This is a genomic window from Microvirga sp. TS319, assembly GCF_041276405.1.
Classification (GTDB): Bacteria; Pseudomonadota; Alphaproteobacteria; order Rhizobiales; family Beijerinckiaceae; genus Microvirga.
Window position 1 is genome coordinate 474,871 of the sequence record NZ_JBGGGT010000001.1, and the last position, 11,950, is coordinate 486,820.

12 protein-coding genes and 1 pseudogene are annotated in these 11,950 nt (G+C 60.6%); 10 read left to right on the top strand and 3 right to left on the bottom strand.

What is annotated here, in order from left to right:
* Positions 1 to 80: 80 nt before the first annotated feature.
* From AB8841_RS02140 to AB8841_RS02165, 6 genes are all read left to right on the top strand, one after another.
* Positions 81 to 935, top strand: coding sequence for an ABC transporter permease (locus AB8841_RS02140; protein ID WP_370434231.1), 855 nt, complete (start codon positions 81 to 83; stop codon positions 933 to 935).
* Complete coding sequence (locus AB8841_RS02145; RefSeq protein WP_370434232.1) at positions 932 to 1,741, top strand: ABC transporter permease; 810 nt, start codon at positions 932 to 934, stop codon at positions 1,739 to 1,741. Before AB8841_RS02140 ends, AB8841_RS02145 begins: the two co-directional genes overlap by 4 nt.
* Before the next feature lie 62 nt (positions 1,742 to 1,803).
* Positions 1,804 to 3,024 (top strand): CaiB/BaiF CoA transferase family protein, encoded by a 1,221-nt coding sequence (locus tag AB8841_RS02150; RefSeq protein ID WP_370434233.1) that lies wholly within the window; start codon positions 1,804 to 1,806, stop codon positions 3,022 to 3,024.
* 7 nt (positions 3,025 to 3,031) lie between these two features.
* Positions 3,032 to 4,183 carry a thiolase family protein gene (locus tag AB8841_RS02155; RefSeq protein ID WP_370434234.1) on the top strand — a complete coding sequence of 384 codons (1,152 nt, stop codon included), beginning with the start codon at positions 3,032 to 3,034 and terminating at the stop codon, positions 4,181 to 4,183.
* Positions 4,180 to 4,593, top strand: a complete 414-nt coding sequence (locus tag AB8841_RS02160) for a Zn-ribbon domain-containing OB-fold protein (RefSeq protein WP_370434235.1) — start codon at positions 4,180 to 4,182, stop codon at positions 4,591 to 4,593. Before AB8841_RS02155 ends, AB8841_RS02160 begins: the two co-directional genes overlap by 4 nt.
* Positions 4,594 to 4,623: 30 nt before the next feature.
* The gene (locus tag AB8841_RS02165) at positions 4,624 to 5,568 is read left to right on the top strand and encodes an ornithine cyclodeaminase family protein (RefSeq protein ID WP_370434236.1); all 945 of its coding nucleotides are present in this window, start codon (positions 4,624 to 4,626) and stop codon (positions 5,566 to 5,568) included.
* 180 nt (positions 5,569 to 5,748) lie between these two features.
* On the opposite strand, the pseudogene AB8841_RS02170 reads toward AB8841_RS02165, so the two are convergent.
* Positions 5,749 to 5,937, bottom strand: a pseudogene (locus AB8841_RS02170) (IS6 family transposase); the annotation flags it as partial.
* Positions 5,938 to 6,150: 213 nt separating this feature from the next.
* Between AB8841_RS02170 and AB8841_RS02175 the strand changes: the two are divergent.
* Positions 6,151 to 6,525, top strand: coding sequence for a VOC family protein (locus tag AB8841_RS02175; protein WP_370434237.1), 375 nt, complete (start codon positions 6,151 to 6,153; stop codon positions 6,523 to 6,525).
* Positions 6,526 to 6,604: 79 nt separating this feature from the next.
* Here AB8841_RS02175 and AB8841_RS02180 read toward each other — a convergent pair whose 3' ends face one another.
* On the bottom strand, positions 6,605 to 7,405 hold the full coding sequence (locus AB8841_RS02180; protein ID WP_370434238.1) for an aldolase: 801 nt from the start codon (positions 7,403 to 7,405) through the stop codon (positions 6,605 to 6,607).
* Between the two features lie 640 nt (positions 7,406 to 8,045).
* On the opposite strand from AB8841_RS02180, the gene recA reads away from it, so the two are divergent.
* The 3 genes from recA (at position 8,046) to AB8841_RS02195 (ending at position 11,284) form a co-directional block, all read left to right on the top strand.
* Positions 8,046 to 9,086 (top strand): recombinase RecA, encoded by a 1,041-nt coding sequence (recA, locus tag AB8841_RS02185; RefSeq protein WP_370434239.1) that lies wholly within the window; start codon positions 8,046 to 8,048, stop codon positions 9,084 to 9,086.
* A gap of 329 nt (positions 9,087 to 9,415) precedes the next feature.
* Entirely contained in the window at positions 9,416 to 9,958 is a 543-nt protein-coding gene (locus AB8841_RS02190; protein ID WP_370435506.1) for a DNA-3-methyladenine glycosylase, read from the top strand.
* 1,152 nt (positions 9,959 to 11,110) lie between these two features.
* Complete coding sequence (locus tag AB8841_RS02195) at positions 11,111 to 11,284, top strand: MliC family protein (RefSeq protein ID WP_370435507.1); 174 nt, start codon at positions 11,111 to 11,113, stop codon at positions 11,282 to 11,284.
* Here AB8841_RS02195 and AB8841_RS02200 read toward each other — a convergent pair.
* Positions 11,220 to 11,744, bottom strand: a complete 525-nt coding sequence (locus AB8841_RS02200) for a hypothetical protein (protein ID WP_370434240.1) — start codon at positions 11,742 to 11,744, stop codon at positions 11,220 to 11,222. The genes AB8841_RS02195 and AB8841_RS02200 overlap by 65 nt on opposite strands.
* Positions 11,745 to 11,950: the final 206 nt, after the last annotated feature.

Genomic DNA, 11,950 nt, shown 5'->3' on the forward strand with positions numbered 1-11,950 from the left:
ATGATGAGCATGCAGCCGAAGGCAAGGATCTCCTCCGGACTCCTCATCGTGAAGAGTCCACGACGAGCAGAGGAGCGGCCATGAGGATAAAGAACTTCTGGGCAGCCATCCTGCTTGGCGTACCTGTCGCCTTCATGGCGGCCTTCTTCATCGTCCCGTTTCTGGTCGTCGTTGTGGCCAGCTTTCAGGACAAGGAGGGAGCCTGGACCCTCTCGAACTACGGTCGCATCTTCGCCGATGCCTATTATCCGAGCGTACTCTACACGACCTTCAAGCTGTCGCTGCTCTCGACTGCCGCTTCATTCCTTATCGGCTATCCGATTGCCTACTATATCGTAAACGTCGTGCGCAGCCGGATGGGTCGCCGTATCTGCTACATTCTCGTAATCATGCCGCTCTTCACGAGCAACATCGTGCGCTCGTTTGGCTGGATCATCCTGTTGGGCCGACAGGGTCTCGTGAATTCCACCCTGGTGGCGCTTGGACTCACAGATCGCCCAATTCCGCTTCTCTTCACTGAGTTGAGCATCGTTATCGGACTAACCTACATCCTCGTTCCATTCATGGTCCTGACCGTGGCGAGCGTTTTGCAAACCATCGACAGATCACTGGTTGAGGCGGCCCTCGACCTTGGGACCAGCCGAATTGGGACTTTCCTGAGGGTGACCTTCCCGCTCAGCCTGCCCGGTGTGGTTGCAGGATCGCTCATTGTATTCACCCTCGCGGTCAGTGCGTATGTAGTGCCGAGCATCATGAGCGGCGGCCGGACGGTTGTCATGGCGATGTCGATTTTTGAGCAGTACGGTGCCCTCTTCGACTTCAACTTCGGTGCCGCCCTCGCAGTCGGACTTCTGGTTGTCACGCTCATTCTGATCGCACTTTACCTATTCTTCATTGAACGACAGTCCGTAACCAGAAAGGCAGTTAAGTCATGACAACCTTTCCGGAGCGCATCGGTCGCTTTTTCCTCACCGCAATTGTCTGGGCCGGGTTCGTATTCCTGACGCTGCCACTCATCATCATCGTGGCGGTCTCGTTCACCGAGACCGAGTATCTGAGCTTCCCGCCCGTCGGGTTCACTTTGCGCTGGTACCACCAATTCCTCGCCGACACCTCGTATCTGGAGTCCATCGGCGTGAGCGCTTCCATCGCCATTGCTTCGACCGTTATCGCGACCCTCATAGGAGTCCCGGTAGCTTTGGTCATCGCGCGGAGCACCCTGCCCGGAAGGAGACTGGTGAGCACCATGTTCCTTTCTCCCCTGATCCTGCCGACCATCGTCATCGGGGCGGCTCTTCTGCAATACGCTAGCGCTCTTGGCTTCGCGCGGAGCTATCTCGCATTGCTCACCGGGCACGTGGTGATCATCGTACCCTACATCCTGAGGACCGTTCTCGCGTCCTTGGAGCGGTTCGACCAGTCACTGGAGGAGGCGGGTCAGGATCTCGGCGCCAATGGCGTCACTACCTTCTTCCTGGTGACACTCCCGATCATCAAGCCTGGAATTGTCGCTGGCACACTCTTCGCCCTGATCATCTCCTGGATCAACGTAGAGCTCAGCATCTTCAACTCGACCGCGAGCCTCATGCCGCTCCCGGTCAAGCTGTTCAACTACGTCCAGTATGCCGTCGATCCGATGATGGCCGCCATTTCGGCCGCAACCATCTACGTCGCGATCGTGGCTGTGGTCGTTCTCGACATCTTTGTCGGCATCGACCGGGTAGCGGCCACCCAGAAATAGCCGAGATTCTCTCCGTCCGGGTGCGGGATGATAATTCCCGCACCGCATCCAGCAGGCCAATCATGATAGCGAATACAATCCCGGAACCTGCTCCTGAAGGGGCACTTGCCGATCTGAAGGTGCTCGAGCTTGGCTCGATGCTGGCGGGTCCTTTCGTCGGCTCTATGTTGGCCGACTTTGGCGCCCGTGTCGTCAAGGTCGAGAAGCCCGGCAAACCCGATGCCCTCCGTGAATGGCCTCCTCACAAGGACGGCGTCGCTCTCTGGTGGAAGACGATGGCACGCAACAAGCATGTCATCACGCTCGACATCTCGCGGCCCGAGGCTCGTGACCTGACCTTGAAGCTGATCGGTGAGAGCGACATCGTCGTTGAGAATTTCCGCCCCGGGACGCTCGAGCGTTGGGGGCTATCACCGGACGAGCTGCGCGAGCGTTTCCCTCGCATTGTGTGGGTGCGGGTGAGCGGCTGGGGACAGACAGGGCCGAACAAGAGTCAAGGTGGCTATGCGACGATCGCTGAAGCCTTCTCCGGACTTGCCTCGTTTACAGGGCATCCGGACAAAGGGCCGATGGTGTCGGCATTCCCGATGGGCGACTACATGGCCGGCGTCTTCGGCGCATTCGGCGCTCTTGCCGCCATCCACCGCCGTGTGCGTACGGGTGTCGGACAGATCGTCGACGTTGCACTCTACGAGCCGCTTCTGCGGATCATCGAGTCGGTCGTCGTGCGATATGACCAGTCAGGCCAGAAGAAACCGCTGCTCGGAAACCAGATGGAGGAAGACGTTCCGCGGAACGTCTACCCGACGGCCGACGGCGGAAGCATTGCAGTAAGTTGTGGATCGCAACGCATCTACGAAGGTCTTGTCGACGCTATGGGGAGGTCCGACCTCAAGACCGATCCGCGCTTTGGAACCATGGCGGACCGGGTTGCCAACCGCGATGCGATCGACGCCGAGGTTGCCGCGTGGCTCGCCACGCAGAAGACTGGCGAGGCATTGGAGAAGCTTCTGAAGCACAAGGTCGTTGCCGGACGCATCAACGACATCGCGGACGTCCTGGAGGATGCACATATCGCGGCGCGGGAGGCCATCCGCACCGTCGTGGACGAGCACCTCGGCCCGATCCGCATGCCATCCCCAGTACCGAAGCTTAGCGACACGCCTGGATCCATTCGTTGGACCGGCCGCGACCCAGGTGCGGCGAACGAAGAGGTGTTCGGGAACTGGCTCGGCCTGTCCCGGGATGAGATCGATGCGCTGCGGCGCGCCAACGTTATCTGAGGCTGATATGAAGACCAGCACGATCGGAATTACAGGGTACGGCCAGACGGCCTACGAGAAACGGACGACCCGGACGTTGTTCTCGTTCTTGTCAGAGGCCGGGAAGAACGCGCTCGACTCCGCCGGGCTTACCTTCAAGGACGTCGATGGCCTCGCTATCTCCTCCTTTGAGTTGCACCCCGACAATGCGGTGACGGCAGCCGAGCAACTCGGCTTGTCCGTGTCGTGGGCCTATCTCGGGACAGCGGGCAGCGCCGGTCCGGTAGCCGGCGTGATCAATGCCATGCACGCCATCGAGACTGGCCAGGCGACGACCGTGTTGTGCATCGCGGGTGACAACTATGACGTCGGGGGTCACTTCAAGCTCATGGACAACTTCAGCCGTGGTCTCCGGAACTATGGCACGCCCCTGGGATTTGGCGGCGCGAATGGCCTGTTCGGGATCATCCAGCGCAAGCACATGGAAACCTACGGCACCCGCCGAGAGGACCTCGGGCGCATCTCGGTCGACCAGCGGCGGAGTGCACAGCGCAACGAGCATGCTCTCCTACGTGGGCCGTTGACGATCGAGGATTACCTGAATGCCCGCATCATTGCGGATCCTATCCGTCTCTATGACTGCGTGCTTCCCTGTGCCGGGGCGGAGGCAGTCGTGGTGACGACCCTGGATCGTGCCCAGCCGGGCAAGGGCGTGCGGATCCTTTCGGGATTCGAGAGGCACAATCACCCCCCAATGGAGATTGCTCCGCTGCGGGGTGGGTGGGAGACATTCGCCGGCAAGCTCTTCGCGAAGGCCGGGTACGGTCCGGAAGACATGGATTTTGTCCAGGCCTATGACGACTACCCGATCATGGTTGCCATTCAGCTCGAGGATCTCGGGTTCTGCAGGAAGGGCGAGGTGAGCGAGTTCCTGGCTCGAAACACCTTCGCTTGGGACGGAACGCTGCCGCTCAACACGGGTGGCGGACAGCTCTCGTGCGGTCAGGCCGGCATCGCCGGTGGGCTCCTAAGCGTCACAGAGGCCGTGCGCCAGTTGCGTGGCGAAGGTGGCGACAGGCAGGTCGCCAATGCGCGGCGTGGCGTCGTCGCAGGATACGGCATGGTAGGCTACGGCCACGGTCTTTCCGCAAGCAGCATCATCCTTGAGGCAGTGCAATGAGTGAAACCCTAGATTATCCGCGTCCCGTTGAGGACGAGGACAACCGTCCGCTCCTGGAGGCTTGGCGTGAGGGCAAGCTGATGCTCCAGCAGAGCGTGTCCGGCGGCCGTTCGTTCTTCTATCCGCGGTCTATTTGCCCCTATACCGGATCGACCGACCTCGTCTGGAGGGAAGCATCGGGACGTGGCCGTATCGTATCGTTCTCGATCGTCATGCGCCCCAATCATCCATCCTTCAACAATGAAGTACCCATCGTCCTGGCCGAAATTGGGCTTGAGGAAGGCGCCAGTCTGTTGGCCCGCATCATTACGAGTGACGCAGGCTCGGTAGAGAGTGGCGCCGCCGTCGAGCTCATGCCGATGCCCGAGGCTGCACGATACCCGCTGCCGACATTTCGATTGGCAGCCTAAGCACTCTTCAGATCCTTCGAGAGCCAAGCCATGCGCCATTTCACCAACAGCGAGATCATCGCGAATCTTGACTGGCAGCCGCTGGTCGACGCTCTCCGGGAGGGATTTCGCCGCGGGGCCCATAGTCCTCCGCGGCCTCACTACACCGTCTCGGTGCCGGACGCCCGCGACGCGACCTTGCTGCTGATGCCCGCATGGAGTGAAGGTCGCTATATTGGCCTCAAAACAGCAACGGTCTTCCCGGACAATGCGCGCGTCGGCCTTCCGGCCGTCACATCCTACTACATGCTCATGAGCGCCAAGGACGGGCAGTTGATCGCGACCCTTGACGGAAGCGAACTGACGGCCCGGCGGACCGCGGCCGCTTCCGCCTTGGCCTCCAGTTATCTCTCAAGGCCAGATTCATCCCGACTCCTCATTGTGGGTACCGGCAAGCTCAGCCCAAATCTTGCTGCGGCTCACGCCGCCGTGAGGCCAATCGAGGAAATTGCCGTATGGGGACGCGACCGGAGCAAGGCGGAGGCGGTCGTCGCTCAACTGGCCGAGCAGGGAATCAAAGCGGACGTCGCGAACGATCTCGAGCAGGAGGTGCGCAGGGCGGATATCGTTTCATGCGGTACTCTCTCAATGGAACCGCTCATTCGCGGCGCCTGGTTGGTGCCGGGTACTCACCTCGATCTTGTCGGGGCATTCACGCCGACGATGCGAGAGGCAGACGATGATGCGCTCCGTCGGGCGCGTGTCTTCCTGGACACGCGGGCGGGTGCCATGCTCGAAGCAGGGGAGATCGTTCAGGCCTTGGCTAGCGGAGCCCTGCGAAGGGAGAATATTCGAGGCGACCTCTTCGACCTGACGCGAGGCGATGTCCAAGGGCGATCAGGAAAGGACGAGATCACGCTTTTCAAGTCTGTCGGATGCTCGCTGGAGGATCTTGTCGCGGCCGAACTGTGCTTTGTCCGCAGTGCCGGACGCTGACGTTCACTTCGGAGACCTCCTTTGCAGCCGCGACGCCTTGAAGAGCTTGCGGCAAAGCATCTGGATCGGGCCGCTTCGCGTTCCGGTAGGCCAACTTCGGCTCGGTGACGCCGACCGTCAAAGCGCCAAGCATACTCCTCAATCGCGCAGCACACCTGATCCCACCGACGTTCCGCCATTCCGGCCTCGAACTTTGATGTAGGTCTCATCAATTGGCCACCTGCCGGTGACAGTCCCCTTGCCCGAATTGAACCTCTCCAACAGATCGGGGGTATCGGATAATCCATCTGCGGATCGTTGTATGGTCGACTCGGATGCCGCGCTCGGTCATCACCTCCCCAAGATCGCGCGGCTCAGGCTGTATGCCATGGATGCGGGGCGGGAGGCCGACCGAAGCCTGCAGAGACACCGCAGTGAACCTGCCATGGATTGTGGTTTGGACGCGGCCACCTCTAGGACCTAGGCAATAAGGTCAGGCTTCCGGGGAACGTCAATAAGAGCGTAGCGGTACAACGGCCGCCGCATGAATGGCGTCTGCGACAGGCGGCGAGGAGAACCACGACGGCCAAGTTCATTCATGTGATGATCAGGGTCGCGGACGAAAACCGGTCGAAGGCCTTTTACGAGAAGGCGTTCGGCTTCAAGGAGGCGGCGCGCTTCCCGTTCGAAACCTTCACTCTGGTCTATCTCCTCGACGAGGAGAGTGGGACCGAACTGGAGTTGACGATCAATCACGATCGCGAGGAGCCTTATGCCCATGGCGATGGATACGGCCACATCGCCATGGTTGTTGACGATCTGGAAGCCGAACACAAACGGCATACGGAACTCGGGTACGATCCGACGGCTGTCAAAGAGTTCTTCCGTGACGGTGCGTTGATGGCGAAGTTCTTCTTCGTGCAGGGTCCCGACGGCTACAAGATCGAGGTTCTGCAAAGGCACGGGCGATACCAGTAGCCTCCGCGTCGGCCGTATGCCCGTTGCCCCGCCCTAGCTACGGGAGTGCCATCCCCTCCGTCGGAACCAGGACCTTTTCTCAGTCCCGATATCCTGGTTCCTCGACATCCAGTGTGCGTCTGATTGAGGCCAAGTGCAGTCGGGCAGATTCTGGATCACCCTCCCGCATCTGACGATAAGCCGCCTCCGCAATCGCCGGATCAACCGGAAGGACCTTGCGCCCGGTCGCTAGCGCCAGGCACTGAGCCTGGCACGCGCGTTCAAGATAATAGAGGTCATCCCATGCCTCTGCAATGCTCGGTCCCAGCACCATGACACCGTGATGCTTCATGAACACGATGTCCGCATCACCAATCGCTCCCGCGATGCGGTCGCCCTCTCGCTCATCCAAAGCAAGCCCGTTGTAGTTCGTGTCGACGGCAGTGCGGCCATAGAACTTCAGAGCTGTCTGCCCGGCGAAGATGAGGGGATACCCCTCGGTCATGGCAAGGGCGGTCGCATAGGGCATGTGGGTGTGAAACGCTACCCGGGCGCGTGGGATCCTCTGATGGATCCGAGCATGGATGTAGAAGGCCGTAGCCTCAGGCTGGCCTTCACCGGACACCACATTACCGTGGAAGTCGCAAATCAGCAGCCTGGAGGCCGTCAGCTCCCGAAAGGCGTAACCGTAAGGGTTGACGATGAAGAGGTCATCATAACCCGGCACCAGCGCCGAGAAGTGGTTGCAGATTCCTTCCTCCAGACCGTACCGGGCTGCCATGCGGAAGCAGGCGGCAAGATCCGCCCTGGCCTGCCAAACGGCGTCGGAGTTGAGGTCGGGCTGGTTGGGACCGGCAGGAGCGCCAGAAGAGGTGCTGGCAGGCACGAACGAATGGGCCATTGGGAACTCCGAAGATCAAGACGAAGGCAGGATCCGTGACAATTCCGACGAGTGCAACCGTTACCGGATGATTACGGGGCGAAAGCTGCGCGAATTGGTGAACTCATCTTGCGCGTGGAGCTGAACGGCCACGCGGTCATTGTCCTGGTCGAGGGCCACCTATCCTCGCTCCGGCCCCTTACGGCCACAGCAGAGGAAGGAATGACAATGGCTACGAACACGGACGGCACTTCACGGTACGAGCGAGCCCGCTTTTCGAGCTCTGGAGCATAGCACTCCACCCAGCGAAAGATCGTGCTTGGATCGATGCTGACATCGCGCTCCGACATCATCTCAGCCGGATTACGGGAGCTGATCAGGTACTTGCTGGAACATCGCACGCACAGCAGGATGATCTCGATCGGAAAGCGGTGGCGCTCGAACAGTGACAACGGGACGGGTCCCCAATTCGCCGCCCGTTCCGAGCACGCCACGCTCAACGCAACGGAGCCTTGAGCCTCGCTACAGGCCCAAGTCTTGCTTCGTTCGCAACGGCTCAGCTTGTCCCCTGCACGGTAGCGACAATATGTTCTCATTTTGTTCTTTATTTCGCCACGCAATTCCTTAGAGTGGAGCTCTTCTGTTAAGGACTGGATTCGGGATGAGCATGGATAAGACAAAGGCGATTGAGACCGCCGTCAGCCAGATTGAACGGGCTTTCGGCAAGGGCGCCATCATGCGTTTAGGCGGCGATCAGGTTGTCGAAGTTGATACGGTCTCTACCGGGTCGCTGGGGCTCGACATCGCACTCGGCGTCGGCGGTCTGCCGCGCGGCCGGATCATCGAGGTCTACGGCCCGGAGTCCTCGGGTAAGACAACGCTTGCGCTCCAGACCATTGCCGAGGCTCAGAAGAAGGGTGGCATCTGTGGCTTCATCGACGCCGAACATGCTCTTGACCCCGTCTATGCCCGCAAGCTCGGTGTAAACCTGGACGATCTCCTCGTCTCCCAGCCAGACAACGGCGAACAGGCGCTCGAGATTGCCGATACGCTCGTGCGCTCAAGCTCGGTGGATATCCTCGTCATCGACTCTGTTGCCGCTCTCACGCCGAAGGCCGAGATCGAGGGCGAAATGGGCGAGAGCCGTCCGGGTCTTCAGGCGCGCCTGATGAGCCAGGCCCTGCGCAAACTCACCGGTTCGATCAGCCGCACTAAGACCATGGTGATCTTCATCAATCAGATCCGCATGAAGATCGGCGTCATGTACGGCAGCCCTGAGACCACCACAGGCGGCAATGCGCTGAAGTTCTATGCCTCGGTGCGCCTCGACATCCGCCGCACTTCAACCTTGAAGGACCGGGATGAGCCGATTGGCAACCAAGTTCGCGTGAAGGTGGTCAAGAACAAGGTTGCGCCGCCGTTCAAGCAGGTCGAGTTCGACATCATGTTCGGCGAGGGTATCTCAAAGATGGGCGAGCTGATTGACCTGGGGGTGAAGGCCAACGTCGTCGAGAAATCCGGCGCCTGGTTCTCCTATGACAGCCAGCGCCTCGGCCAAGGCCGTGAGAACGCCAAGGCTTTCCTGAAGGACAATCCCGAGATCGCGGCCGAGATCGAAGGCAAGATCCGCCAGAACTCCGGTCTCCTGGTTGCGGACCTGCAGGGGAACGATGACACCGGCCCATCGGAAGACGTAGCCTAGCGCATCGTGCGAGAAAGTGGCTCCGGTTTTTTGCAGGAACGATGCGCTCTTTCCATTCCAGGAAGGGAGCATCGGACCCAAAGGTGGGTTCCACTTCCCGCGTCCGATGCTCTGGCTTGCGAGGCTGAACGCCGGATCCACTTCGCCTGGTAGGCGCTGCCTCGTCCGGGGCAAATTGGAAAGGCCGCCGGTTAGGCGGCCTTTCCATCATGCGAAGGGATGACGGGGCAGACGCCGGCGAAGTGGCCTGAATATCGATGAGGTGTTGAGTGCCAGACAACGCGGACTGTCCGATCCCGAAGAGAGTCGAAGCGACTTTGAAGCCACACCTGTCCCAATCGTTCTTCACCCTTGATCCCGTCACGGCTGCACGTGATCTGATCGGGGCGACGCTCCTCGTTGACGGAATTGGCGGCCTGATCGTCGAGACCGAAGCATACGCCAGCGACGATCCTTCGTCGCACAGCTTCCGGGGGCCGACGCCTCGCAATGCGCCGATGTTTGGGCCCGCCGGCCACGCCTATGTGTACCGTTCGTACGGCATTCACTGGTGCCTGAATTTCGTCTGCCAGCCAGGAAGCGCAGTCTTGGTCAGAGCTTTGGAGCCAACCGCCGGCATCGAGACCATGAAGGTCCGACGGGGTGTTTCTGACCTCCGGCTTCTCTGCTCGGGCCCAGGGCGACTTTGCCGAGCCCTGAACGTGACGGGCGCTCATAACGAGATGCCTTTAGACGGGCCACCGTTTCAGATCTTCCCGCGAAAGAGCCCGGTCGAGGTTGCCGTAGGACAAAGGGTCGGGATTACCCGTGCCATCGAACGGCCCTGGCGATTTGTTCATGCGGGCTCACGTTTTGTTAGTCGCAAGATATGATCGCAGCCTGTGTTGAGGGAGGGGCCCTGGTGTGACGAGGCTGCTGGTCATGCCTTGCGCACGCTGAACTCAGATCACTCGTGCGGCGAGAGCTTGGGCATTCTGGAGAAGGCTTTGCACGCGGTGCCGCCGCGCTGAGCGAAGGAACGCATCAGCCGCGCAAGGGCATCCGTAGTCCTCCAGCATCGCAGCCATAAGGGCTAAATCCTCCGCAAGACAAGCCTCTTCAAGGGCGTGGTTCTCAAGGGCGCCGGCATATCCGCGAGGTGTTGGACGCGACGCGCGCGAGTCGTTCATCGGCAGGCTCTCAGAGTGGGAAGGGGCTTGCTGCAAGTGTGATCGGCACAGGCTAATTGCAAGACCGCGAGGTCCCCCACGAAACCATAAGGTCCTCGGTATCATAGCGTCCTGCCTGGGCAGGCGGACCGGGCCGACCGGCACATCCTAAATTGCCCGCGTTTCCGGGTTGCCTCGGACCATGGGTAACCGTGCTCTTAGGTCCATGCTACCATCGGTTGTCAGGACAGCTGGAGTCGCGTTCGTTGTCGGTGCGGGCGGGGCTTGAGGCCGTGGGGCGGGGGATGGGATTTGGAGGAGCCCGAGATGGCGCTGGCATGTGTCCAAGTCTTGGCCCTCGATGGGCACACCGGCTTCGACAACCCGTACGAGGTCGGCTCCTTCGCGGTTCGGGCGGCGACGGCGAAGCCCGTCACCCGGGCCCTGCAGCAGATGGCGGGAGGCGGTCATCGGCGCGTGCGTCTCAACCATCAGGCGTCTGCGCTGTCTACCCTCTGCAACTTGCAAGGCTGGCAGAGGCGCGGAAGGAACGCCGATTATCATCCTTTGGGATTGTCACACGAACGGCTGGTCGTCGGAGAACGATGGCCGGTAGGACCAGGACGCCTTCGAATCCATTCAGCAGGACGGGTTGGGATGGCAGGACAGCATCAAGGCGGCCTTGCGGAAGGCGGCTGGTAAGTCAGGAAATGTCTCATGAACTTTACAACTCCTCCCCACGGCTGGGCGTCATTAACCGCGCTGGTCTTGATAGGCGCCAGCACTGGAGCGGCTGCCAAAGATCCTAAACCTGTTCATTACACCTGTGTGGATGGCACAAAGCTCCAAGCCAGGTTCTCGCCTCCAAGCAGCTCGATGGGATCGGTGAAACTGGTTTATGCTGGATCCTCAACCGAAATGACGCTGCCGCAGGCTCTCTCTGCGGATGGGGCGCGCTATACGCAAGGCGACGTAGAGTTCTGGATCAAAGGCAAGGAAGCAACTCTGACCCGGGCGGGCAAGTCGACGACCTGCCGGACCGGCGACTAAGCGACACCCTGCGATATGCCGTCCCAATGGCTGCCTGAAGGTGGGGAGCCACGGGCAGAAGCCCCGCGATGAAGGTCACGGCAATGAGAGTTTTCGTCAGAGGCAGCGGGCTCCCCAGCAGGGGAACGACGCCCAACAGATACAAACCCGTAAGGGCGGTGTTCAGAGCCGAAATCCGCACCTGCGCGAACACGACGCTGCGGAAGGCCTCACCGAGCAGGCGCGCCCGCTCCCGTAACGCTTGTGCCAGGGGACCGGGCGCGGTCTCGCCGGCCTCGTGGCTGACCGCGATCATGGCCCCGATGACCATGCCGACAATGATGTGGACCAGGGCCCACCAGACGTCCTGGCCCACCAGCCGGAGCTGACCTGCGTTCTCACGCAGCCAAGCCGAGGCGGCACCCTTCAGCTCCCGAGGATCGGCCGGAACATAGAGCCTTTTCCATGAACTTCGGTTCACGGAAAAGGCATTTGTTGTTTGAGAAAGACGCCTTTTCTTCGCAAAACCGGCATCCACTTTTGCGGAAAAGGCTCTAGCTGCTGAGCCAGTCGGGCAGAAGGGGACGGGCGATGCCAGTCCTGTCGCTCACTGCCGGATCTCCTTCAAGTTCGGACCGAACCGAAACAAATCCTGGGATCTCAGCCGGCGACGCCTGATCCTCCCCC